Here is a 24,152-nt window from a genome sequence, read left to right on the forward strand (position 1 = left end):
GTTATTTCACTCATTCAGGAGTCAATATGATTACGCTGTGGGGCAGGAACAATTCAACCAACGTCAAGAAAGTGCTCTGGACGCTGGAAGAGCTGGATTTACCGTTTAACCAGATCATGGCCGGTTTGCAGTTTGGCGTGAATAACGATGCCGAGTATCTGGCGATGAACCCCAACGGACTGGTGCCGCTGCTGCGCGACGACGAAACCGACTTAACCCTGTGGGAATCGAACGCCATTGTGCGCTATCTGGCAGCGCAGTACGGGCAAAATCGCCTGTGGGTGGACAATCCTGCCCGCCGTGCCGAGGGCGAAAAATGGATGGACTGGGCAAACCAGACGCTCTCCCCCGCGCACCGCCCAATCCTGATGGGCCTGGTCAGAACCCCCGAAGCCGAGCGTGATTATGCGGCGATCGACGCCGGAAAAGCGGCGTGCGAAAAACTGTTTGCCCTGCTGGATGACGCACTCGCTAACCAGCCGTGGCTCTCAGGCTCCGCGTTTGGCGTGGGCGATATCGCGGTCGCGCCGTTTATCTGGAACCTGACCAACATCGGTCTGGAGTGGGGATCGTATCCAAACCTGGAGCGCTGGTTCGCACAGCTCAAAGCGCGCCCGGCCTTCCAAAAAGCGATCATGATCCCCGTGAGCTAATCACGCCCCGGACGGGCTGACTTTCAACAGTTGCCCGTCTGATTCATCCGTTAATACATACAGATAGCCATCCGGCCCCACCCGCACATCGCGAATGCGGTTGCCTTTATCTCCCAGAATCCGCCCGTCTTCCGTCACCTTATTGCCGTCCACGCTCAGGACAATCACGTCTTTCTCTTTCAGCGCGCCCACGAACAGTTTGTTTTTCCACTGCGGAAAAACGTCGCTGTTGTAGAACGCCATGCCGCTCACCGCGGGCGATACTTTCCAGACAAACAGCGGCGGCTCCGTGCCTTCGACATGCTCGCCTTTGGCTTCCGGAATTTTCAGGCCGCTGTAGTTAATCCCGTGCGTCGCCAGCGGCCAGCCGTAGTTTTTGCCTTTTTCAGGGATATTGATCTCATCGCCGCCACGCGGGCCGTGCTCGTTCAGCCACAGCGCGTCGGTCCAGGGGTTCATCGCCATCCCCTGCGGATTGCGGATGCCGTAGGACCAGATTTCCGGGCGTGCGCCTGCTTTATCGACGAACGGATTATCTGCGGGCACTTTGCCCTGATCCGTCAGGCGTACCACTTTCCCTTGCAGCTTATCCAGATCCTGCGCCGTCGGACGCTGATTGTTTTCACCCAGGCCGATAAACAGATAGCCTTTTCCGTCGAACACCAGTCGCCCGCCGAAGTGATTTCCCGTCGACAGTTTTGGCATCTGGCGGAACACCACCTGGAAAGCCTCGACGCGCGAGAGATCCTCGCTCAGGCGGCCATATCCTACCGCCGTGCCCGCTTTACCGTCGTTGCCGACTTCGGCGTAGCTGAGCCAGATGCGGCGCGACTGTTCAAAATCCGGAGCCAGCACCACGTCTAACAGACCGCCCTGCCCGCTATCCCACACTTTCGGTATCCCGACGATCGGATCTGACAGCCCTTTTCCCGCCTGCCAGTGCTTGAGCTGCCCGCCCCTGAGGGTGATCAGCATGCCCTGATTATCCGGCAAAAAGGCCAGCGACCACGGGTGATCGAGTTTAGTTTGCAGCACATCGACGTTGACTGCGCCGGGTGCCGCCATTACGGAAGCGGAGAGAAAGAAGAGAGACAGAGGAATCAGCGAAGATCGGCGCATTACGCACTCCTTTTTTCGACGTTTGGCATAAAGAGTAGCCAGGCCGACCGGGCGCGTGAGCACTTTTACAAAAGCTTAATCAGAAGGGGGAGTCGCCTCCCCCGGAGTTTAGTGCTGATGGAGCGCGGCGTGCTCTTTCAGGCACATAATGCAGAGAGTCAGTGTCGTCAGGGAGTGTTCAAGTTTCTCCGCACTGACGGCGACAAACGTTGGACAATCATGGTGTCCGGTCATCAGGCATACGGCAGCTTTTGACAACGCGTCAGCCGCGCGTTGCAGGACAAGCTGTTCATCAGCGTCGTAATAATCCCGCAGGATCGGCGCTTTTTCACGCATGTAGTCACACAGTTCAAAACAATTATCGCGCAGATGGTCGCTTTCGCTGACTGACATATACCCTTTTGCCATCCTTAACTGCAGGTATGCCGCAAGGTCAATCCGGGCATTGATCAGCTTGTTCAGTAGATCGCGTTTCAGTCTGTCAACGGACATGCTATTTCCTCCCTTGTCAGCCATTGTGCACGATCAGAATAAGCTCATTTTTTGACCAGATTAATGCGTCAGGTCAATAAATCGCAACTGATTAACATTCTTTACAATGTTACAACGTCCGGCCCTCAGCCCTACCCTTTAATCTTCGGATCCAGTGCGTCGCGCAGGCCATCACCCAACAGGTTAAAGGCCAGCACGGTAAAGAAGATCGCGAGGCTTGGGAAAATCGCCACGTGGGGCGCAATCACCATGTCAGCCCGCGCTTCATTGAGCATCGCGCCCCACTCCGGCGTCGGCGGCTGTGCGCCTAATCCCAGGAATGAGAGACTCGCCGCTGAGATGATCGACACGCCGATACGCATGGTGAAATAGACCACAATGGACGAGACCGTGCCGGGCAGAATGTGGTTAAACAGGATGGTTGCATCGCTGGCACCAATACTGCGCGCCGACTCGATAAACGTCTGTTGCTTCAGCACCAGCGTATTTCCGCGCACCAGACGGGCAAACGCCGGAATGGAAAAGACCGCCACGGCGATGATCACGTTAGCCATCCCGCTACCCATTATTGCGACGACAGCGATCGCCAGCAAAATGCCGGGGAAGGCAAATAGCACGTCGCAGATACGCATGATGATGCGGTCCCACCAGCCTTCGTAGAACCCCGCCAGCAGGCCCAGCACCGTACCGATGGCAGCGCCAATCAGCACCGCGAAAACCCCCGCCGCGAGTGAGATTTGTGCGCCGACCAGCACTCGGCTAAAGATATCGCGCCCGAGAGAGTCCACGCCAAACCAGTGCATCATCGACGGACCATCGTTCAGTCGATCGTAATCGAAGTAGTTTTCCGCATCGAACGGCGTGATCCAGGGTGCCAGAATCGCCACTACGATCAGCAGCAGCACAAACAGTCCGGCGGTCATTGCCACCGGCTGACGACGAAATCGACGCCAGAACTCCAGCCACGGCGTGCGGATATGGTCCGGTTTTAACCCCGGCATAGCCTTTAAAATGGCCTGACGACGCCAGTTAAACAATCGCATGTTACTTGTACCTGATAGCCGGGTTAATGGCGGCGTAGAGCACATCCACCACTAAGTTGATAAGAATAAATTCCAGTGAAAATAGCAGCACCTCTGCCTGAATCACCGGATAGTCGCGCATGTCGACGGAATCGACCAGCAAACGACCCAGCCCCGGCCAGTTAAAGACCTTCTCCACCACAATCGAACCGCCAAGCAGGAAGCCAAACTGCAGGCCCATCATCGTGACAACCGGAATCATCGAATTGCGCAGGCCATGCTTGAGGATCACCCACTTTTCGCTCACGCCTTTGGCGCGCGCGGTGCGCATATAGTCTTCACTCAGCACATCGACGAACGAGGCGCGCGTAAAGCGCGCCATCACGGCGGCCACCGCTGCGCCTAAGGTGAGCGACGGCAGAATGTAGTGCTTCCACGTATCCGCTCCCACCGTCGGCAGCCAGCCCAGTTCGACGGAGAAGATCTGCATCAGCAGCATCCCCAGCGCAAACGCCGGGAAAGAGATCCCAGTGACGGCCAATGCCATGCCGAGCTTATCCGGCCAGCGGTTGCGCCAGACGGCGGCGATAATCCCTGCGGCAAGACCAAAAATCATCGCCCAGATCATACTGGCAAGAGTGAGCCAGAACGTCGGCATAAAGCGGCTGGCAATCTCCTCAGAAACCGGACGTCGCGACACCATTGAGATGCCGAAATCGCCCTGCAACACGTTGGTGATGTAGTGCCAGAACTGCACGTACAGCGGCCGATCGAGACCCAGCTGCTGGCGCACCATATCGATCACCGTCCCATCCGCCTCCGGCCCGGCGATGAGTCGCGCCGGATCGCCGGGCAGCATATGGACGAACAGAAACACCAGCACCGCCACAATCAGCAGCGTTGGGATCAGCCCCAGCAGGCGTTTAAAAACATAATTCAGCATGCCTTTCCCTCTCATCCCGCAGACTCTCGCCTGCGGGAATGAGTTCTGTTATTTCAAATCCGCGTCTTCAAAACTGAAGCCCGTATCCGGCATGATGTAGAACCCGGTCAGCGCCTTGTTGTGGGCGGAAACCAGTTTTTCCACCACCAGCGGCACCCACGGCGACTCTTTCCACAGAATATCCTGAGCATCCTTGTACAGACGCGCTTTCTCGTCGGTTTTGGTGGTTTTCAGGGCATCCGTCAGATCTTTATCCACCTGCGGATTGCTGTAGAACGCGGTGTTGAACTGCGTCGGCGGCCAGTTCTGCGAGGCAAACAGCGGCGAGAGCGCCCAGTCTGCTTCACCCGTTGATGCCGTCCAGCCGGTGTAGAACATGCGCACACCGCTCTCTTTCTGCCCTTTGCCTTCCACTTCCGCCGCACGCTGGCCCGCGTCCATCGCTGTCAGCTGCGCTTTGATGCCCACCTGCGCCAGCTGCTGCTGGGTGAACTGCAGCACTTTCTGCGCGGTGCTGTGATTATGAGATGACCACAGCGTGGTGCTAAAGCCGTTCGGGAAACCGGCCTCTTTCAGCAGCTCGCGCGCTTTCGCCGGATCGTAAGGCCAGGGTTTGTAGCTCTGGGCGTAGGCAATCGACGGCGGCACAATGCCCGTCGCCGGGGTCGCATAGCCCGCAAAAGCCACTTTCACCAGCGCCTGACGGTTAATGGCGTAGTTGATCGCCTCGCGCACTTTTGGATTATCAAACGGCTTTTGCGTCACGTTCATGCTGATGTAGCGCTGCATGATCGACGGGCTGGCCACCAGCTCCAGCTTGCTGTTTTTCTCAAGGATTGCCGCCTGCTCGTAAGGGATCGGGAAAGCAAACTGCGCTTCGCCGGTTTGCAGCATCGCCGCACGGGTGTTGTTGTCGACAACCGGACGCCAGGTAATAGAGTCCAGTTTCGGCAGGCCCTTGTGCCAGTACCCGGCGAATTTCTTCACCTTCACGAAATCGGTCTGATTCCAGGTCACCAGCTCGTACGGCCCGGTGCCGACCGGATGGAAACCAATCTCTTTACCGTATTTCTTCAGCGCTTCCGGGGAGATCATCGCCGTCGCCGGGTGCGCCAGAATATTGATAAACGCCGAGAACGGCTCTTTGAGGGTGATTTTCACCGTCGTCGAATCAACGGCCTCGGTGCTGGCGATGTTTTTGTAGAGGTTATAGCGCTTGAGACTGTTTTCTTTATTGCTGGCGCGATCGAGGTTCACCTTCACGGCTTCAGCGTTGAAATCAGTTCCATCCTGGAACTTCACGCCGCTGCGCAGTTTGATGGTGTAGACCAGCCCGTCATCGGAGACGGTATAGCTTTCGGCCAGCACGTTCTTTAGCTTCATCTCTTTATCAAGGCCAAACAGCCCCTGATAGAACGACTTCGCCACCGCCTGCGACAGCGTATCGTTGGCGTCATACGGGTCCAGCGTGGTGAAGTTGGACGCCACGGCGACCACCACATCTTTAGCCGCAAATGCAGGCGTTGCCGCCAGCGCGGCCGTCACGCTCGCGGCTAACAGCCATGAACGAGCAACAAATTTTGTCATTGTATTCTCCTGTTGTTCCCTGTCTGTCAAAAGCTATAAGCGTGAAAAGGCGTTGTGTTGATGCGGCGGCGCCACGAAATGTCCGGGGCCCACTTCGCGCAGAACCACACGCTCCGTCGCCTCGCCGCGTTTACGAATATTGCCCGGCATCTCATCCTGCAACAGCACGCGGTGGCCGTGCCGGTGCGCCGGATCGGCCACCGGAACGGCGGCCATCAGTTTGCGGGTGTACGGGTGCTGCGGGTTTTCAAACACCGCGCGACGCGGGCCAATCTCCACGATTTGTCCCATGTACATCACCGCCACGCGATGGCTGATGCGCTCTACCACCGCCATATCGTGTGAGATAAACAAAAAGGCGATGCCCAGCTCGCGCTGGAGATCGAGCAGTAAGTTGATGATTTGTGCACGGATGGAGACATCCAGCGCCGAGACGGATTCGTCGGCAATCACCACCTTCGGATTCAACGCCAGCGCGCGGGCAATGCAGATGCGCTGACGCTGTCCGCCGGAAAACTCGTGCGGGTAACGCCAGGCATGTTCCGGCTTTAATCCCACGCGTTCCAGAAGCCAGGCAACGCGCCGCTGCCCCTCTTCGCCTTTCAGCAGGCCATGCACCCGCAACGGCTCCATGATCGAGTAACCGACCGTCTGGCGCGGATCGAGGGAGGCATAGGGGTCCTGGAAGATAAACTGAATATCCCGGCGCAGGTGCTGTAGCTTGCTGGCAGGCAACGTGTCGATGCGCTCACCGTTAAAGGTAATGCTGCCCTCCTGGGAGTCGACCAGACGCAGCAGCGCCCGTCCGGTGGTGGATTTCCCGCAGCCCGATTCGCCCACCAGCGCCAGGGTTTCGCCCGGCCATAGGTCGAAACTGACGTTTTCCACCGCGTGCACTTCGCGCTTCACGCGGTTAAGCAGCCCGCCGCGCAGCGGGAAACGGGTCACCAGATCGCGCACCTGCAGAATCGGCTCGCCCGGTACCACCGTGTCTTGTTCGGTCTCTTCGCTTTGCGCCACGCCCGGCGAAAGCAGCGGGAAACGACGTGGCAAATCGCTGCCGTTCATCGCCCCGAGACGCGGAACCGCCGCCAGCAGCGCTTTGGTGTAAGGGTGTTCCGGCGCGTGGAAGATCTGCTCCACGCTGCCCGTTTCAACGGCCTCGCCCTGGTACATCACCAGCACCCGATCGGCGATATCCGCCACCACGCCCATATCGTGGGTGATAAAAATCACCCCCATCTCCATCTCCTGTTGCAGCACTTTGATGAGCTGCAGGATCTGCGCCTGAATGGTCACATCCAGCGCGGTCGTCGGTTCATCGGCGATCAGCACCGCCGGACGGCACGACAGCGCCATAGCGATCATCACCCGCTGGCGCATGCCGCCGGAGAGCTGATGCGGGTAGCGCCCGAGAATGGTTTGCGCTTCCGGAATACGCACCAGATCCAGCATGCGTTTGGCCTCTGCCAGCGCCTGCTCGCGGGATAATCCCTGGTGCAGGCGGATAGATTCGGCAATCTGCTCGCCCACCGGAAACACCGGATTCAGCGAGGTCATCGGCTCCTGGAAAATCATCGCCATGTCCGCGCCGCGCACGCTCTGCATTTGCGACTGGCTCAGCTCGGTGAGATCGATGACCTGCTGGTTGCGACGGCGTAAAAGCAGGCTGTCACAGTTGATCATCCCGCCGGCCTGCTCCAGCAAACGCATCAGCGACAGGGCCGTGACGGATTTACCGGAACCGGATTCACCGACAATCGCCAGCGTTTCGCCTCGCTTGAGAGAGAACGAAAGCTGTTTTACCGCCGGGACAAGCCGCCGCTCTTCCTGAAACGCGATGTTCAGGTTGTGGACGGCCAGAACTTCCCGGCTATCCAGATCGTTACTGTGCGGCACGCAGGCTCCCCTTATTCACGATAAATTCCCGTCGAGGGTGCATCGCCCGCATAACCCCAGGCGCGATACATCCCTTCACTGTTAAACGGCAACGCGACGTTGCCTTCACGATCCACGGCAATCAGCCCGCCGCTGCCGCCGAGCGCCGGGAGTTTTTCCATCACCACGCGCTCGCAGGCCTCGGCCAGACTTAAGTTTCCGTAATCCATCAAGGCGGCAATGTCATACGCCGCGAGCGTGCGGATAAACACTTCGCCCGTGCCGGTGCAGGACACGGCCACATTGGCGTTATTGGCGTAACATCCCGCGCCCGGCAGAGGGCTGTCCCCGACCCGGCCCGGTAATTTGTTGGTCATTCCGCCGGTAGAGGTGGCCGCCGCGAGATTGCCCGCTTTGTCCAGCGCCACCGCTCCGACGGTACCCATTTTGGTGCGCTCCTCGAGCGGTGCCGCGTGATCGAGCTGGGTGATCCCGGCGCTGCGGGCGTCCAGTAATTGCTGATAACGCTCGGGCGTCGAGAAGGTCTCAGCAGGCACCCGTTCCATGCCGTTTTCTGCGGCAAACTGCTCCGCGCCAGCTCCCGTCATCAGGACGTGCGGGCTTTGCTCCATCACCAGACGCGCCGCCAGAATCGGGTTACGCAGATGGCTGACACCCGCCACCGCACCGGCTTTCAGGCTATTGCCGTCCATCACGCAGGCGTCCAGTTCGTGGGTTTCGTCGCGAGTAAATACCGACCCAATGCCCGCGTTAAACAGCGGGCACTCTTCCAGCAAACGTACCGCCTCGGTGACGACATCAAGCGCGCTCTCGCCCGCCTCCAGCATCCGCTGGCCCGTTTCAACAATGGCAGAAAGCGCGTCAACGTAGCGTTTTTCCTGCTCCGGACTCAGCTTCGCACGGGTAATTGCCCCTGCGCCGCCGTGAATTGCGATCACCGCATTAACCATTTCCATCACCCATCAGCACAGAGGCGCCGCTTTTTCTATAAATATCATTATCGTTGTCAGATCTTCAGACGAATTTTGAATATAGAAAGACGCAAGGGTGATGTAAAGACTACACCCTCTGTGTCATACAGTTAGGGGCACTTTTCTGTCATAATGCCCGCTTTCGCTGTTATCCCGCAGGAGTAAACCATGGATTTTACCGCCGGACTGATGCCGCTTGAAACGGCACTCACGCAGATGCTCGCCCCCGTCACCCCGTTGAAAGAGCACGAAACGCTGCCTTTGCTGCGCGGCTTTGGGCGTGTGCTGGCGCGCGACGTTGTCTCTCCGCTCAATGTGCCGGGGTTTGATAACTCGGCGATGGACGGTTACGCGGTGCGCCTTGCGGATATTCAGGCGGGAAATGCCTTACCGGTCGCCGGAAAAGCCTTCGCCGGTCAGCCGTTCGCGGGTGAGTGGCCACAGGGGACCTGCATTCGCATCATGACCGGTGCGCCAGTGCCTGACGGGTGCGACGCGGTGGTGATGCAGGAAGAGACCGAACAGACCGACGCGGGCGTGCGTTTTACCGCCAGCGTTAAAGCGAATCAGAACATCCGCCGCGCCGGGGAAGATATCGCCCAGGGCGCAACGGTGTTCGCGGCCGGAACCAAACTGACAGTCGCAGAGCTGCCGGTGCTGGCCTCTCTCGGCATTGCGGAGATCGACGTGGTGCGCAAAGTGCGCGTCGCGCTTTTCTCGACGGGCGACGAACTGCAGCTGCCGGGCCAGCCTTTGCAGGCGGGCCAAATCTACGACACCAACCGTCTGGCCGTGCATCTTATGCTGGAACAGCTGGGCTGCGAGGTGATCAACCTCGGTATCATTCCGGACAATCCGCAAAAACTGCGCGCGGCCTTTATCGAAGCGGATAACGCAGCCGACGTGGTGATAAGCTCCGGCGGCGTCTCCGTCGGCGAAGCGGATTACACCAAAACCATTCTCGATGAGCTGGGCGAAATCAGCTTCTGGAAACTGGCGATCAAACCGGGCAAGCCGTTTGCCTTTGGCACGCTGGCTAACAGCTGGTTCTGCGGTCTGCCGGGCAATCCGGTCTCGGCGGCACTGACCTTTTATCAGCTGGTGCAGCCGCTGCTGGCGAAACTCTCCGGCGATAACGCCTCAGGCTTGCCTCTTCGCCAGCGCGTGCGAGCGGCGACGCGACTGAAAAAATCCCCGGGGCGTCTGGATTTCCAGCGCGGCATTCTGACGCGTAACGCCGACGGCGAGCTGGAAGTGAGCACCACCGGGCATCAGGGCTCGCATATCTTTAGCTCATTCAGCCAGGGTAACTGCTTCATCGTGCTGGAGCGTGAGCGCGGCAACGTCGAAGCCGGTGAATGGGTTGAGGTCGAAGCCTTTAACCATCTGTTCGGAGGCTAAAATGGCGGTGGAGCTGAACGATCAGGAGATGCTGCGCTATAACCGTCAGATCGTCCTGCGCGGGTTTGATTTCGACGGGCAGGAAGCGCTAAAAGCAGCAAACGTGCTGGTCGTCGGCCTGGGCGGGCTGGGCTGTGCCGCCGCGCAATATCTGGCGGCAGCGGGCGTTGGCAGGATGACGCTGCTGGATTTCGATACGGTATCGGTGTCGAACTTGCAGCGTCAGACTTTGCACAGCGATGCGACCGTTGGCGAGCCGAAAGTGATCTCGGCGCGCGATGCCCTGGCGCGGATCAACCCGAATGTTCACTTTACCCTCATTGATGCGATGCTGGACGATGCGGCACTGTCCGCCCACATCGCGCAGCACGATATTGTGCTTGATTGCACCGACAACGTGGCGGTGCGCAATCAGCTCAACGCGGGTTGTTTTGCCCATAAAACACCGCTGATCTCCGGGGCGGCGATCCGCATGGAAGGGCAGATCAGCGTCTTTACCTATGCGGATGGCGAGCCGTGCTATCGCTGTTTAAGCCGACTGTTTGGCGAGAACGCCCTCACCTGCGTGGAAGCGGGCGTCATGGCGCCGCTGGTGGGGGTGATCGGTTCATTGCAGGCGATGGAAGCGATTAAAGTGCTGACCCATTACGGCACACCTGCCGCCGGAAAAATCCTGATGTACGACGCGATGACCTGTCAGTTTCGTGAGATGAAATTGATGCGTAATCCAGGCTGCGAGGTGTGCGGGGGATAACGCTGACCGGGTGAGGCGACGCCAGCACCCGGTTTACTGGGTCAAATCGACGTGCGCCCAAATGCAGTCTGCCAGTCCTGCTCAAATTTCACCACCGCCGCATCCACCGCCGGAGAGCTAATAAACTGCTGCGCCACGTCCAGCGGCAGGGTGATAGATTCACACCCGGCCAGCAGGCAGTCCAGCGCCTGACGCGGTGTTTTGAAGCTGGCGGCCAGCACTTTAGCGTGCGGCGCGTGCAGCGTCAGCAGCTGCTGGAGTTCCACCACGGTCTGAATTCCGTCGCCGCCCTGAGCATCAAGGCGATTCACATAGGGTGCGACATAATCCGCGCCTGCTAACGCCGACAGCATCCCTTGCGCCGCGCCATACACCGCCGTCCCAAGCGTTGGGATCCCTTCCGCTTTCAGCATTTTGATTGCCGCCAGCCCTTCTGCCGTGACCGGCACTTTCACCACCAGATCGTTAATGATGGCGCGCAGTTTACGTGCGTCTTCCACCATGCCCTCTGCGGTCGTCGCCATCACCTGGGCAAACAGACGCCCTTTTCCGCCGAGCGCGTCATGCAGCTCCGGCAGGAGCACCTCCAGCGGCTTTTTACCTGCTGCGACGATGCTAGGGTTGGTCGTTACACCGGCTAACGGGAAAACGCGTGCCAGTTTCTTGACTGCGGCTACGTCAGATGTGTCGAGATAAAATTCCATGATGTCACCCTCAAAATTAACCTGCCGTAACACTACCACGTAAAAACCTTCCTCAGAGTTGACGCACATCAAAATAACTTTCATTCGAAAGTTATTTAATCTTCATACGCAACAAGAGGCGAAAATATGATCTTCAATATTCAGCGTTACTCCACCCACGACGGCCCAGGTATTCGTACCGTGGTGTTCCTGAAAGGCTGCTCCCTCGGCTGTCGCTGGTGTCAGAACCCGGAGAGCCGCTCCCGCACGCGGGATGTGCTGTTTGATGCCCGCCTGTGCCTCGAAGGCTGCGACCTGTGTCAGCAGGCTGCGCCAGGGATTATCGACCGTGCGCTGAACGGAGTGATCATCCATCGCGAAAAACTCAATGACGCCCATCTCGACGCCCTCACCGACTGCTGCCCGACCCAGGCGCTGACGGTCTGTGGGGAAGAGAAACAGGTGGCCGATATTGTGGCAACCGTCCTGCGCGATAAACCTTTTTACGATCGCAGCGGCGGGGGTATTACCCTCTCCGGCGGCGAACCCTTTATGAGCCCGGAGCTGGCCCATTCTCTGTTTAAAGCCAGCCACGATCAGGGCATTCACACGGCGGTCGAAACCTGTCTGCATGTGCCATGGCACTATATCGAACCGTCGTTACCCTATGTCGATCTGTTCCTCGCCGACCTTAAGCATGTCGATGGCGAGGTATTTAAACAGTGGACTGACGGCTCGGCAAAACGGGTGCTGGAGAATTTAAAACGCCTGGCTGCTGCCGGAAAACAGCTGACCATTCGCGTCCCGCTGATTCAGGGCTTTAACGCCGATGAAGCGTCGATTAAAGCCATCACCCGTTTTGCCGCCGACGAACTGAACGTCCGCGATATCCACTTTTTGCCGTACCACACCCTTGGCATGAACAAATATACCCTGCTCGGCCAACCCTATTCTGCCCCTGACAAACCGCTCGATAACCCTGAGTTACTGGAGTTTGCCCAACAGTTTGCGGCCCAGAATGGGTTAACTGCGACCCTACGAGGATAAAGATATGACACAGCTGAATCTGAACACCCTGACAGACCGCATTAAGGCGCACAAAACCGCTCTGGTGCATATCGTGAAACCGCCGGTCTGTACCGAGCGCGCGCAGCATTACACCGAAATGTACCAGCAGCACATGGACAAACCGATCCCGGTGCGTCGCGCGCTGGCGCTGGCGCATCATCTGGCAAAACGCACCATCTGGATCAAACACGACGAGCTGATTATCGGCAACCAGGCAAGCGAAGTGCGCGCCGCGCCAATCTTCCCGGAATACACCGTTTCGTGGATTGAAAAAGAGATCGACGATCTGGCCGACCGTCCGGGCGCTGGCTTTGCGGTGAGCGAAGAGAACAAGCGCGTGCTGCACGATGTCTGCCCATGGTGGCGCGGCCAGACGGTACAGGATCGCTGCTACGGTATGTTTACCGACGAGCAAAAAGGGCTGCTGGAAACCGGCATCATCAAAGCCGAAGGCAACATGACCTCCGGCGATGCGCACCTGGCGGTGAACTTCCCGCTGCTGCTGGAGAAAGGCCTCGACGGCATGCGCGCAAAAGTCGCGGAGCGCCGTACCCGCATCAACCTGACCGTGCTGGAGGATTTGCACGGCGATCAGTTCCTGAAAGCGATTGATATCGTACTGGAAGCCGTCACGCTGCACATTCAGCGCTTTGCCGATCTGGCGCGTGAGATGGCGAAAAATGAGATCCGCGAAAGCCGCCGCGACGAGCTGCTGGCAATGGCGGAAAACTGCGATGTCATTACCCACCAGCCGCCAAAAACCTTCTGGCAGGCGCTACAGCTGTGCTATTTCATCCAGTTGATCCTGCAAATTGAGTCCAACGGCCACTCGGTCTCCTTCGCGCGTATGGACCAGTATCTCTATCCGTACTACCGCCGCGACGTGGAGCTGAATCAGTCTCTCGACCGCGAACATGCGATTGAGCTGCTGCACAGCTGCTGGCTGAAGCTGCTGGAAGTGAACAAAATCCGTTCCGGCTCACACTCTAAAGCCTCGGCGGGTAGCCCGCTGTATCAGAACGTCACCATTGGCGGTCAGAAACTGGTGAACGGCGAGCCGATGGACGCGGTGAACCCCCTCTCCTACGCGATTATGGAATCCTGCGGTCGCCTGCGCTCCACCCAGCCAAACCTGAGCGTGCGTTATCACGCGGGCATGAGCAACGATTTCCTCGACGCCTGCGTGCAAGTGATCCGCTGCGGCTTCGGGATGCCCGCGTTTAACAACGACGAAATCGTCATCTCCGAGTTCATTAAACTCGGCGTGGAAAAAGAGGACGCCTACGATTACGCGGCAATCGGCTGCATCGAAACCGCCGTCGGCGGCAAGTGGGGCTATCGCTGTACCGGCATGAGTTTTATCAACTTCGCGCGCGTGATGCTGGCGGCGATGGAAGGTGGCCGCGACGCCACCAGCGGCAAGGTGTTCCTGCCGCAGGAGAAAGCGCTGTCTGCGGGCAATTTCGACAACTTCGACGAGGTGATGGCCGCCTGGGATAACCAGATCCGCTACTACACCCGCAAATCGATTGAAATTGAGTACGTGGTCGACACCATGCTGGAAGAGAACGTGCACGATATTCTCTGCTCGGCGCTGGTAGACGACTGCATCGAACGCGCGAAAAGCATCAAGCAAGGCGGCGCGAAATATGACTGGGTATCAGGTTTGCAGGTGGGTATCGCCAACCTCGGCAACAGCCTCGCCGCAGTGAAGAAACTGGTGTTCGAGCAGGGAGCGATTGGTCAGCAACAGCTGGCGAAGGCGCTGGCGGAGGACTACGAAGGGCTGACGCATGAGCAGCTGCGCCAGCGTTTGATCAACGGCGCGCCGAAATACGGTAACGACGATGACAGCGTGGATCTGCTGCTGGCCCGTGCGTATGAGACCTATATCGAAGAGCTGAAGCAGTATCACAATCCGCGCTACGGTCGTGGTCCGATTGGCGGGAATTACTACGCCGGTACGTCGTCCATCTCCGCGAACGTGCCGTTTGGCGCCGCAACCATGGCAACGCCGGATGGCCGTAAGGCGCATACTCCGCTGGCGGAAGGGGCCAGCCCGGCATCCGGTACCGACCACCTCGGGCCGACGGCGGTGATCGGTTCCGTCGGCAAACTGCCAACGGAGGCGATTCTGGGCGGCGTGCTGTTGAACCAGAAGCTGAACCCGGCGACGCTGGAGAACGATTCCGATCGTCAGAAGCTGATGATTCTGCTGCGGACCTTCTTCGAGGTGCATAAGGGGTGGCATATTCAGTACAACATCGTGTCACGCGAAACGCTGCTGGAAGCGAAGAAACACCCTGACCAGTACCGTGACCTGGTGGTGCGCGTCGCGGGCTATTCCGCCTTCTTCACCGCCCTGTCCCCGGATGCGCAGGACGACATTATTGCGCGTACCGAGCATACGCTGTAATTTCCACCCGCAACCCCTCTCCCTTTCGGGAGAGGCTGAGCACACCAACAACAGCAACCCTTGGGTTGCTGTTTTGCGTTTACTTTCATTCGAAATAAATTTGTGGTTCGGGTCACATTGTTATTAGAATGTTGCTGGTCGCAGTAATATTCTGGAGAGCAATGTATGACCGTAAAAGTTATCGTCACCGATATGGACGGAACTTTCCTTGATGATGCCAAGCAGTACGATCGTGACCGCTTTATGGCGCAATTTCAGCAGCTTCAGGCCCGTGACATCGAGTTCGTGGTCGCCAGCGGAAACCAGTATTACCAGCTCATCTCCTTCTTTCCGGAACTGAAAGAACAGATCTCCTTCGTGGCGGAAAACGGCGCGCTGGTCTTCGATCATGGCGAACAGATTTTCCACGGCGAACTGACGCGTCACGAATCGCAAATCGTGATTGGCGAATTACTGAAAGACAAACAGCTTAACTTCGTCGCCTGCGGGCTGGAGAGCGCCTACGTCAGCCAAAACGCGCCGGACGAGTTTGTCGCCCTGATGTCAAAACACTACCACCGCTTACAGCGCATTAGCGATTACCATGAGATCGACGACGTGCTGTTCAAGTTCTCCCTGAACCTGCCGGACAGCGACATCCCTGGTCTTATCGACAAACTGCACGTCTCGTTAGACGGCATCATGAAACCAGTCACCAGCGGCTTTGGCTTCGTCGATTTGATCATTCCCGGCCTGCATAAAGCGAACGGGATTAGCCGCCTGCTGAAACGCTGGTCGGTCTCTCCGCAGGAGTGTGTGGCCATTGGCGACAGCGGCAACGACGCGGAAATGCTGAAGCTGGTGAAATACTCCTTTGCCATGGGCAATGCGGCGGAAAGCATCAAAACGATCAGCACCTTCAGCACCGATGACAATAACCACCAGGGCGCGCTGAACGTTATTCAGGCCGTACTCGACAAAACCGCTCCGTTTTAACCTCTGATTCCTCCCCTGCCGGGGCAACGCTCCGGCACCTCACTGTTTTTTCATCCTGTGCTGCCCGTCAAGTTTTTAAACTTGCATTAACTTATTTTTAACTTAAAGTATCACTTGTAGATACTTTTACTTTCGAATGAAAGATAGCGAGGCAGTTATGACCTTCTCCAGTGAAATTTTGCCTGCGGACCACAAAGCCGCCATTCGCCAGTTAAAACGCGAATTACGTGCCCAGATCGGCGACGTTCAGGCCGTTTTTGACCGGCTCAGCGATAAGATTGCGACACGCGTGGCGGAAATTAACGCCATGAAGAATAACGGTGAAACCGTCTGGCCTGTGATTCCGTTCAAGGACGTAAAGAACGGAACGATTACCACGGCCCAACGTGAAGCGGTAAAACGCCGCGGCTGTGCGGTGATCAAAGGTCACTTCCCGCGCGAGCAGGCGCTGGCGTGGGATAACGCGATGCTCGACTATCTCGATCTCAACCAGTTTGACGACGTGTACAAAGGGCCGGGTGATAACTTCTTCGGCACCTTAACCGCGTCACGTCCGGAAATTTTCCCGATCTACTGGTCGCAGGCGCAGATGCAGGCGCGTCAGAGTGAAGAGATGGCGCAGGTACAGTCGTTCCTGAACCGTTTGTGGACTTTTGAGAGCAACGGCAAGCAGTGGTTTAACCCGGACGTCAACGTGATCTACCCGGATCGCATTCGCCGTCGCCCACCGGGAACCACCTCTAAAGGGCTGGGGGCGCATACGGATTCCGGTGCGCTGGAACGCTGGCTGCTGCCGGCCTATCAGCAGGTGTTTGCCCGCGTGTTTGACGGCAATGTCGATCAGTACGATCCGTGGAATGCGGCGCACCGCACCGAAGTGGAAGAGTACACCGTGGATAACACCACCAAATGCTCGGTGTTCCGTACGTTCCAGGGCTGGACTGCCCTGTCGGATATGATCCCGAATCAGGGTCTGCTGCACGTGGTGCCGATCCCGGAAGCGATGGCCTACATTCTGCTACGTCCACTGCTGGATGATGTGCCGGAAGACGAACTCTGCGGCGTCGCGCCGGGTCGCGTTCTGCCGATTTCCGAGAAGTGGCATCCGCTGCTCATCGACGCGTTAACCAGCATTCCGGCACTGGATGCGGGGGATTCCGTGTGGTGGCACTGCGATGTGATCCACTCGGTCGCACCGGTAGATAATCAGCAGGGCTGGGGTAACGTGATGTACATTCCTGCCGCGCCGATGTGCGAGAAAAACCTCGCCTATGCGAAGAAGGTGAAAGCGGCACTGGAAACCGGCGCTTCTCCGGGCGATTTCCCGCGCGAAGATTACGAAAAAAACTGGCAGGACCGCTTTACCCTGAACGATCTCAACATCCACGGTAAACGCGCCCTCGGCATGGCCTAAGCGTCGTACAGCCCTTCCCGCTCCACGGCGGTGCGTCTTTTCCCCTGACGTATCCGCCGTACCGACTCCCGCACCGCCAGCGTGCCGTTCAGTAATAAAGTTCCAACCGGCGCATCCGGGCGCATGAGCCTCTGCTGGAGCATATGCACCGCTTCGGTTCCCAGCTCGTCGCGCGGGACATGCACCGCCGTTAAGGGCACATCCTGAATCGCGGCCAGATTAAAACCGTCAATGCTCATCACCGACACATCCTGCGGGACGCGCAGGCCGTGCTTCTGTAGCGCGCGAATGGTGCCCTCCGCCATAAAATCTCCGCCGACCAAAAAAGCGGTGGGCAGCGCTTTTTCCGGCATCTGACTTAGCCACTCGCTCACCTGCTGCTCGGTCTCTTTGGCACTGAAACTCGGGACCACCAGCAGATCGCGTTTGTCATTGAATTTCAGATTATGCCCCTGCCATCCGTCGCGGATCCCCGCCAGGCGCAGCTCCATGGTGTAGCGCCGCAGGCACAGGACGTTCATCACTTCCCGGTGCCCCATCTCGAACAGGTACTCCGCCGCGCGCTCGCCAATAGCGCGATGATCGGGAGCCACGGCGGGCAACCGCATCCGCTGATCGCGGCAGTTAATCAGCATGCAGGGCTTGCCGATATCGACGGCCAGATCGTGAATATGCGGATCGTCGATACCGAGCAAGACCGCCGCCTGGGTATCCGCTTCATTCATACGCGCCAGGAAAAGCTGCGCGTCGCTGTCGTTCTCCTCCAGCGCGCAGTAGCGGAGCCTGACTTCATGTGATGCCAGCCCTTTGCTCACGCTCTGGATCACGCGGTAGTAAAAGATGTCGGACCGCTCGTCAAACGCGCGCTGCGGAGCAAAGACCACCAGACTGTTAAGCAGCAGTCGCCCGGCCGCCATGCCGTCCATCACCCCCAGCTCCCGCGCGCAGGCCAGCACTTTAGTGCGTGCTTTTTCGCTGGTATTGGACTTCCCCGCCAGCACGCGTGAAACGGTGCTAATAGAGAGCTGGGTACGGGCGGCAATTTCCGCGATTTTGAGTCTTTTATCCATTTTGTGATCTCGCTCCATTTGCCAAATGAAAAAATTTTCATAGCGTGAGATTGCGGTAACAGCAGGCTTAAAAGGCATCATGCCAAAATAAGCTGCGCAGTTATGAGAAAGCTTGCACAAAATCCGCTATTTCCCGCTCATTTTCTCCCTTAAGGTGAACTTGTCACACCACTTCCATACTAGTTGTATAGCAACTTGAAGTCATAAAACTGATAACGATCAAAGGCATAAAACCGGTGTGACACCCGATACGTTCATCCCCCTACCGTCCGTCTTGTGGAGAGAAAAATGAGTCAGGACATCAATACCCCTGTCGTGGCAAGCAAAGCCCGCCGCGTCATCAAGAATCTGCGCTGGTACGTGCTGGTGCTGTTTTTACTGGGCGTTACCGTTAACTACATCACCCGTAACTCGTTAGGCATCCTCGCGCCGGAGCTGAAAGAGAGCATGGGGATCACCACCGAGCAGTACTCGTGGATCGTAGGTGCTTTCCAGATTGCCTATACCCTCTTCCAGCCCCTGTGCGGCTGGCTGATCGACGTGATTGGCCTGAAGATTGGCTTTATGGTGTGCGCCGGGATTTGGGCGCTGATGTGTATTTTCCACGCCGGTGCCAGCAGCTGGCTGCATCTGGCAGTGCTGCGCTTCTTTATGGGTGCGTCCGAAGCGGCCGCGACACCGGCGAACGCCAAGACCATCGGCGAATGGTTCCCGAAATCAGAGCGTCCGGTGGCCGCCGGTTGGGCTGGCGTTGGCTTCTCCATCGGCGCGATGCTGGCTCCGCCTATCATCTACTTCGCCCATGCCTCTTTTGGCTGGCAGGGTGCGTTTATGTTTACCGGTGTACTGGCGCTGCTGTGGGTGATTCTGTGGTGGGCGTTCTACCATAACCCGGAACAGCACCCGAATCTGGGCAAGGACGAGCTGGCGTTTATCAAGCAGGATAACGAACCGCCTGCCGTGAAGATGCCGTTCCTGACGGCGCTGAAAACCGTCTCCAAAAACAAACGTTTTTACGGCATCGCCATTCCGGCGTTTATGGCGGAACCGGCCTGGGCCGTGCTGAGCTTCTGGGTACCGCTGTACCTGGCGAAAGAGCACGGTATGGATCTGAAACAGATTGCGATGTTCGCCTGGCTGCCGTTCCTGGCTGCCGATCTGGGCAGCGTGGCCAGCGGCTACCTCACCCGCCTGTATACCCGCTGGTTCGGCTGCACTCGCGTGAACTCGGTCGTTGCCAGCTCCGTCACCGGTGCCTTCCTGATGATCTCCCTGGCCGCCGTGGCGATCACTCGCGACCCGTACGTCACCATCGTGCTGATTTCGATTGGCGGTTTTGGCCACCAGATTATCTCCTGCATGTTAAGCGCCCTGGTGGTGGAGTCGTTCGACAAAGGCCAGATGGCCACCGTCAACGGCATGCGCGGCTCGGCGGCGTGGATCGCAAGCTTCTTGTTCTCTCTGTTAATTGGTGTCACCGCCGACAAAATCGGCTTCAACCCGCTCTTCATTGCCATGGGCTTCTTTGACCTGATTGGCGCATTTTTCCTGGTAGCATTTATTGCTGAACGTCGCGCCAAGCGCGCCTGATAGTGGATGTATTGCATATGAAAACCCTGAAAAACTGGACCCTTCTTGAACAGTCCGCGAACCATCTGGAACTGCTCGTCGATAATCAGCACCGTCTGTGTCTGTATGTGCTGGAAGAGAATCTGTTCCGCGTGCTGATCAAACGCAAAGGCGAGCTGTCGCTAGACAAAACCTGGAGTATCGCGCCCGCTCAGGACGTGCCGTGGGAGGGCCGCCAGCGCGACGATCTCAGCGGATTTAGCTGCCCGACGTGGACGCTCACGCAGCAAGACGACACGCTCGTCGTCGCGACGGAACAGCTGCGCGTCACCGTCCACCAGCCTCTGTGGCTGGAGTGGCACTACCGCAATGAGGACGGTGAATGGCTGGAGCTGGCGCACGACCGCCCGACCAGCGCGTACCTGCTGAATGCCCACGGCGACGGCGCGGCGCACTATCTGAGCCGCCGCAAGGACGAGCGTTTTTACGGCCTGGGTGAAAAAGCGGGTGATTTGCAGCGCAACGGCAAACGCTACGAGATGCGTAACCTCGACGCGATGGGCTATAACGCCGTCAGCACCGACCCGCTGTACAAGCATATTCCGTTCACTATCACCCGCCGCGACGACGTGAGCTACGGTCTGTTTTACGACAACCTGAGCAGCTGCTGGCTGGATCTGGGTAACGAAATCGACAACTACCACACGCCATATCGCCGCTGGCAGGCGGAAGCGGGCGATATCGATTACTACATCTTCACCGGTAAACGCGTGCTGGACGTCACCAAAGCCTTTGTCCGGCTGACCGGGAAAACGCTGTTCGGCCCGAAATGGAGCCTCGGCTACAGCGGTTCGACCATGCACTACACCGACGCACCGGACGCGCAAAACCAGCTGATGAACTTTATCCGCCTGTGTGAAGAGCATGCGATTCCGTGCGATTCGTTCCAGCTTTCATCCGGTTACACCTCCATCAACGGCAAGCGCTACGTCTTCAACTGGAACTATGACAAAGTGCCGCAGCCGAAGGTGATGAGCCAGGCGTTCCACGACGCGGGGCTGAAACTCGCGGCAAACATCAAACCGTGCCTGCTGCAGGACCACCCGCGCTATAACGAAGTGGCGGAGCGCGGGTTGTTTATCCGTGATTCAGAAACCGATGCACCGGAACGTTCAAGCTTCTGGGATGACGAGGGTTCTCACCTCGATTTCACCCATCCGCAGACCATCAAATGGTGGCAGGAAGGCGTGACCACGCAGCTGCTGGAGATGGGTATCGACTCCACCTGGAACGACAACAACGAGTTTGAAGTCTGGGACGGCGAGGCGCGCTGCCACGGTTTTGGCCAGGAGATTGCCATCAAGCATATTCGCCCGGTGATGCCGCTGCTGATGATGCGCGCCTCGATGGAAGCCCAGCAGCGCTTTGCGCCGGATAAACGTCCGTACCTGATCTCCCGCTCAGGCTGCGCCGGGATGCAGCGCTACGTCCAGACCTGGAGCGGCGATAACCGCACCAACTGGGACACCCTGCGCTATAACACTCGCATGGGGCTGGGGATGAGCCTCTCCGGGCTGTTCAACGTCGGCCACGATGTCGGCGGTTTCTCCGGCGATAAGCCGGACGCGGAGCTGTTTGTGCGCTGGGTTCAGAACGGCGTGATGCACCCGCGTTTCACCATTCACTCGTGGAATGACGATCACACGGTGAACGAGCCGTGGATGTATCCGGGCGTGACGCCTGCGATCCGCGGCGCAATTGAGCTGCGTTATCGTCTGCTGCCATATCTTTATACTCTGCTGTGGCAGGCCCATGCCGATGACGAGCCAATGCTGCGTCCGACTTTCCTCGATCACGAGCATGATGCCCAGACATTCGAAGAGTGTGACGATTTCCTGCTCGGGCGCGATCTGCTGGTTGCCAGCGTCGTTGAACAAGGCCAGCGCGAGCGCCGCCTCTGGCTGCCGGACAACGAAACGGGCTGGTACGATTTTTACACCCAAGAATGGTTCTCCGGCGGCCAGTGGATCGTCCGCGATGCGCCGCTGGAAAAACTGCCGCTGCTAGTACGCGCCGGCGCCGGTCTGCCGCTCAGCGAACGCATTACCCATGTGAGCGCCGGGAAAGATGATACCCGCGAGCTGAAACTGTTCCCGGTGAAAGGCGTGGGCACAACATCGGGCCAGCTGTTTGAGGACGATGGCGAGAGCTGGGGCTATCAGAAAGGAAATGCGCTGTGGCTGGAGTGGGAGATGGTGTGCGATGGCAACACAATCAATCTGAAGGTCGCGGCACGCGGCGATTATCGTCCGGCGTGGCACGCGCTGAAGGTGTCGTTGCCGGTGGGCGAGAAGCGTAAATTGTTGATTAATGGTGAAGCGTGCAGTGAGTGGGAACTCTAATCACTGATTGCCGGGTGGCTGTTGCACCTTAGCCGCCCTGCGTGTTCGGTGCGATGTAAAACCCCCATAAAAAACGGCAACCCGTGGGTTGCCGTTTTGCTGTTGCCTGATAGACCGGTTAGCCTTCGATGCCTTTGCTGCGCAGGTAATCTTCATAATTACCGGTGAAGTCCACGATGCGTTCCGGTGTGATTTCAATCACGCGGGTCGCCAGGGAGCTTACGAACTCACGGTCGTGGGAGACGAAGATCAGGGTGCCCTGATACATTTCCAGCGCCATGTTCAGGGATTCGATAGATTCCATGTCCAGGTGGTTAGTCGGTTCGTCCATTATCAGGATGTTGGGTTTTTCCATCATCAACTTACCGAACAGCATGCGCCCTTTTTCACCACCGGAGAGCACTTTGGCAGGCTTTTTGATGTCGTCCTGGCTGAAGAGCAGACGGCCCAGAATGCCGCGCACGGCCTGCTCGTCGTCGCCTTCCTGCTTCCACTGGCTCATCCAGTCAAAGACGGTCAGATCGTTTTCGAATTCAAATTCGTGGTCCTGCGCGTAGTAACCGAGCTGGGCGTTCTCAGACCACTTCACGGTACCGTTATCCGGCGCCAGTTCACCCACCAGGGTTTTCAGCAGGGTTGATTTACCCACACCGTTTGCGCCCAGTACCGCAATCTTCTCGCCCACTTCCAGCAGCAGATTGAAGTTTTTGAACAGCGGACCGTTATCAAAACCTTTCGCCAGCGCTTCCACTTCCAGCGCGTTACGGAACAGTTTCTTGTCCTGCTCGAAGCGAATGAACGGGTTCTGACGGCTGGAGGCTTTCACTTCGTCCAGCTTAATTTTATCAATCTGACGCGCACGAGACGTCGCCTGACGAGATTTAGAGGCGTTAGCACTGAAGCGGCTGACGAAGGATTGCAGGTCAGCAATTTGCGCTTTTTTCTTGGCGTTGTCAGACAGCAGACGCTCACGCGCCTGGGTGGCAGCCGTCATGTACTCGTCGTAGTTGCCCGGATAAACGCGCAGCTCGCCGTAGTCCAGATCGGCCATGTGGGTGCAGACCATGTTCAGGAAGTGACGGTCGTGCGAGATGATGATCATGGTGCTGTCGCGGTCGTTCAGCGTCTGCTCCAGCCAGCGGATGGTGTCGATGTCCAGGTTGTTCGTCGGTTCATCGAGCAGCAGAATGTCCGGGTTTGAGAACAGCGCCTGCGCCAGAAGCACACGCAGTTTCCAGCCCGGTGCGACTTCGCTCATCAGGCCGTAGTGTTGCTCAACCGGAATACCGACGCCGAGCAGCAGTTCACCGGCACGGGATTCGGCAGAGTAACCGTCCATTTCGCCGTAAAGCACTTCGAGATCGGCCACTTTATAGCCGTCTTCTTCGCTCATTTCAGCCAGACCGTAGATGCGGTCGCGCTCTTGCTTCACTTCCCACAGTTCCCCGTGTCCCATGATCACGGTGTCGAGCACAGTAAACTCTTCGAAGGCGAACTGGTCCTGACGCAACTTACCGATACGCTCGTTCGGATCGAGCGACACGTTGCCGAGCGTCGGCTCTAAATCGCCGCCGAGGATCTTCATGTAGGTGGATTTTCCGCTACCGTTGGCACCAATCAGGCCGTAACGGTTGCCGCCGCCAAATTTGACGGAAATGTTTTCGAACAGCGGCTTACTGCCAAACTGCATAGTAATATTGTTGCAAAGAAGCAA

19 protein-coding genes are annotated in these 24,152 nt (G+C 57.8%); 9 read left to right on the forward strand and 10 right to left on the reverse strand.

Going from position 1 to position 24,152, the window contains the following annotated elements:
- Positions 1-26 precede the first annotated feature (26 nt).
- Positions 27-653, forward strand: coding sequence for a glutathione S-transferase family protein (locus tag OVA10_RS17515; protein ID WP_181827534.1), 627 nt, complete (start codon positions 27-29; stop codon positions 651-653).
- On the opposite strand, the gene OVA10_RS17520 is transcribed toward OVA10_RS17515, so the two are convergent.
- The 7 genes from OVA10_RS17520 to iaaA form a co-directional block, all read right to left on the reverse strand.
- Positions 654-1,772 (reverse strand): PQQ-dependent sugar dehydrogenase, encoded by a 1,119-nt coding sequence (locus OVA10_RS17520; protein WP_268196516.1) that lies wholly within the window; start codon positions 1,770-1,772, stop codon positions 654-656.
- Positions 1,773-1,880: 108 nt separating this feature from the next.
- Complete coding sequence (gene bssR / locus OVA10_RS17525; protein ID WP_100777065.1) at positions 1,881-2,264, reverse strand: biofilm formation regulator BssR; 384 nt, start codon at positions 2,262-2,264, stop codon at positions 1,881-1,883.
- Positions 2,265-2,395: 131 nt separating this feature from the next.
- Positions 2,396-3,307, reverse strand: a complete 912-nt coding sequence (gene gsiD, locus OVA10_RS17530; RefSeq protein ID WP_095281372.1) for a glutathione ABC transporter permease GsiD — start codon at positions 3,305-3,307, stop codon at positions 2,396-2,398.
- Between the two features lies 1 nt (position 3,308).
- Positions 3,309-4,229: a glutathione ABC transporter permease GsiC gene (gene gsiC, locus OVA10_RS17535; protein ID WP_123429190.1), complete on the reverse strand. Its 921-nt coding sequence runs from the start codon at positions 4,227-4,229 to the stop codon at positions 3,309-3,311.
- Positions 4,230-4,277: 48 nt separating this feature from the next.
- On the reverse strand, positions 4,278-5,816 hold the full coding sequence (gene gsiB / locus OVA10_RS17540; protein ID WP_268196517.1) for a glutathione ABC transporter substrate-binding protein GsiB: 1,539 nt from the start codon (positions 5,814-5,816) through the stop codon (positions 4,278-4,280).
- A 33-nt stretch (positions 5,817-5,849) separates the two neighbouring features.
- Entirely contained in the window at positions 5,850-7,715 is a 1,866-nt protein-coding gene (gene gsiA, locus OVA10_RS17545) for a glutathione ABC transporter ATP-binding protein GsiA (RefSeq protein WP_100777068.1), read from the reverse strand.
- Positions 7,716-7,726: 11 nt separating this feature from the next.
- Complete coding sequence (gene iaaA, locus OVA10_RS17550; RefSeq protein ID WP_268196908.1) at positions 7,727-8,665, reverse strand: beta-aspartyl-peptidase; 939 nt, start codon at positions 8,663-8,665, stop codon at positions 7,727-7,729.
- A gap of 189 nt (positions 8,666-8,854) precedes the next feature.
- On the opposite strand from iaaA, the gene moeA reads away from it, so the two are divergent.
- Complete coding sequence (gene moeA, locus OVA10_RS17555; RefSeq protein WP_123429193.1) at positions 8,855-10,087, forward strand: molybdopterin molybdotransferase MoeA; 1,233 nt, start codon at positions 8,855-8,857, stop codon at positions 10,085-10,087.
- Between the two features lies 1 nt (position 10,088).
- The gene (gene moeB, locus OVA10_RS17560; protein ID WP_248859881.1) at positions 10,089-10,841 is read left to right on the forward strand and encodes a molybdopterin-synthase adenylyltransferase MoeB; all 753 of its coding nucleotides are present in this window, start codon (positions 10,089-10,091) and stop codon (positions 10,839-10,841) included.
- Between the two features lie 41 nt (positions 10,842-10,882).
- On the opposite strand, the gene fsa is transcribed toward moeB, so the two are convergent.
- Positions 10,883-11,545 carry a fructose-6-phosphate aldolase gene (gene fsa / locus OVA10_RS17565; protein ID WP_102105258.1) on the reverse strand — a complete coding sequence of 221 codons (663 nt, stop codon included), beginning with the start codon at positions 11,543-11,545 and terminating at the stop codon, positions 10,883-10,885.
- A gap of 126 nt (positions 11,546-11,671) precedes the next feature.
- Between fsa and OVA10_RS17570 the strand changes: the two genes are divergently transcribed.
- The 4 genes from OVA10_RS17570 to OVA10_RS17585 all read left to right on the forward strand — a co-directional run bounded on the left by OVA10_RS17570 (position 11,672) and on the right by OVA10_RS17585 (position 17,397).
- Positions 11,672-12,571 (forward strand): glycyl-radical enzyme activating protein, encoded by a 900-nt coding sequence (locus OVA10_RS17570; protein WP_268196518.1) that lies wholly within the window; start codon positions 11,672-11,674, stop codon positions 12,569-12,571.
- A 4-nt stretch (positions 12,572-12,575) separates the two neighbouring features.
- Positions 12,576-15,008 carry a formate C-acetyltransferase/glycerol dehydratase family glycyl radical enzyme gene (locus tag OVA10_RS17575; protein WP_268196519.1) on the forward strand — a complete coding sequence of 811 codons (2,433 nt, stop codon included), beginning with the start codon at positions 12,576-12,578 and terminating at the stop codon, positions 15,006-15,008.
- A gap of 165 nt (positions 15,009-15,173) precedes the next feature.
- Positions 15,174-15,983 carry a Cof-type HAD-IIB family hydrolase gene (locus OVA10_RS17580; protein ID WP_268196520.1) on the forward strand — a complete coding sequence of 270 codons (810 nt, stop codon included), beginning with the start codon at positions 15,174-15,176 and terminating at the stop codon, positions 15,981-15,983.
- Positions 15,984-16,140: 157 nt separating this feature from the next.
- On the forward strand, positions 16,141-17,397 hold the full coding sequence (locus OVA10_RS17585; protein ID WP_268196521.1) for a DUF1479 domain-containing protein: 1,257 nt from the start codon (positions 16,141-16,143) through the stop codon (positions 17,395-17,397).
- Here OVA10_RS17585 and OVA10_RS17590 read toward each other — a convergent pair.
- Entirely contained in the window at positions 17,394-18,467 is a 1,074-nt protein-coding gene (locus OVA10_RS17590) for a LacI family DNA-binding transcriptional regulator (protein WP_268196522.1), read from the reverse strand. The two genes, OVA10_RS17585 and OVA10_RS17590, sit on opposite strands and share 4 nt — an antisense overlap.
- Before the next feature lie 288 nt (positions 18,468-18,755).
- On the opposite strand from OVA10_RS17590, the gene OVA10_RS17595 reads away from it, so the two are divergent.
- Together OVA10_RS17595 and OVA10_RS17600 are read left to right on the forward strand one after the other, a co-directional pair.
- Positions 18,756-20,057: an MFS transporter gene (locus OVA10_RS17595; RefSeq protein ID WP_100777076.1), complete on the forward strand. Its 1,302-nt coding sequence runs from the start codon at positions 18,756-18,758 to the stop codon at positions 20,055-20,057.
- Between the two features lie 17 nt (positions 20,058-20,074).
- Positions 20,075-22,438: a glycoside hydrolase family 31 protein gene (locus OVA10_RS17600; protein ID WP_268196523.1), complete on the forward strand. Its 2,364-nt coding sequence runs from the start codon at positions 20,075-20,077 to the stop codon at positions 22,436-22,438.
- A 118-nt stretch (positions 22,439-22,556) separates the two neighbouring features.
- Here the strand turns inward: OVA10_RS17600 and OVA10_RS17605 are convergent, their stop codons facing one another.
- Positions 22,557-24,152 (reverse strand): ABC-F family ATPase, encoded by a 1,596-nt coding sequence (locus OVA10_RS17605; RefSeq protein WP_268196524.1) that lies wholly within the window; start codon positions 24,150-24,152, stop codon positions 22,557-22,559.

Source organism: Lelliottia sp. SL45, from assembly GCF_026672535.1.
GTDB lineage: Bacteria > Pseudomonadota > Gammaproteobacteria > Enterobacterales > Enterobacteriaceae > Enterobacter > Enterobacter nimipressuralis.

Bases quoted from the DNA above. Each gene is read 5' to 3' on its own strand.
- OVA10_RS17515 (WP_181827534.1), top strand. From the start codon at position 27: ATGATTACGCTGTGGGGCAGGAACAATTCAACCAACGTCAAGAAAGTG.
- OVA10_RS17520 (WP_268196516.1), bottom strand. From the start codon at position 1,772: ATGCGCCGATCTTCGCTGATTCCTCTGTCTCTCTTCTTTCTCTCCGCT.
- bssR (WP_100777065.1), bottom strand. From the start codon at position 2,264: ATGTCCGTTGACAGACTGAAACGCGATCTACTGAACAAGCTGATCAAT.
- gsiD (WP_095281372.1), bottom strand. From the start codon at position 3,307: ATGCGATTGTTTAACTGGCGTCGTCAGGCCATTTTAAAGGCTATGCCG.
- gsiC (WP_123429190.1), bottom strand. From the start codon at position 4,229: ATGCTGAATTATGTTTTTAAACGCCTGCTGGGGCTGATCCCAACGCTG.
- gsiB (WP_268196517.1), bottom strand. From the start codon at position 5,816: ATGACAAAATTTGTTGCTCGTTCATGGCTGTTAGCCGCGAGCGTGACG.
- iaaA (WP_268196908.1), bottom strand. From the start codon at position 8,665: ATGGTTAATGCGGTGATCGCAATTCACGGCGGCGCAGGGGCAATTACC.
- moeA (WP_123429193.1), top strand. From the start codon at position 8,855: ATGGATTTTACCGCCGGACTGATGCCGCTTGAAACGGCACTCACGCAG.
- moeB (WP_248859881.1), top strand. From the start codon at position 10,089: ATGGCGGTGGAGCTGAACGATCAGGAGATGCTGCGCTATAACCGTCAG.
- fsa (WP_102105258.1), bottom strand. From the start codon at position 11,545: ATGGAATTTTATCTCGACACATCTGACGTAGCCGCAGTCAAGAAACTG.
- OVA10_RS17570 (WP_268196518.1), top strand. From the start codon at position 11,672: ATGATCTTCAATATTCAGCGTTACTCCACCCACGACGGCCCAGGTATT.
- OVA10_RS17575 (WP_268196519.1), top strand. From the start codon at position 12,576: ATGACACAGCTGAATCTGAACACCCTGACAGACCGCATTAAGGCGCAC.
- OVA10_RS17580 (WP_268196520.1), top strand. From the start codon at position 15,174: ATGACCGTAAAAGTTATCGTCACCGATATGGACGGAACTTTCCTTGAT.
- OVA10_RS17585 (WP_268196521.1), top strand. From the start codon at position 16,141: ATGACCTTCTCCAGTGAAATTTTGCCTGCGGACCACAAAGCCGCCATT.
- OVA10_RS17590 (WP_268196522.1), bottom strand. From the start codon at position 18,467: ATGGATAAAAGACTCAAAATCGCGGAAATTGCCGCCCGTACCCAGCTC.
- OVA10_RS17595 (WP_100777076.1), top strand. From the start codon at position 18,756: ATGAGTCAGGACATCAATACCCCTGTCGTGGCAAGCAAAGCCCGCCGC.
- OVA10_RS17600 (WP_268196523.1), top strand. From the start codon at position 20,075: ATGAAAACCCTGAAAAACTGGACCCTTCTTGAACAGTCCGCGAACCAT.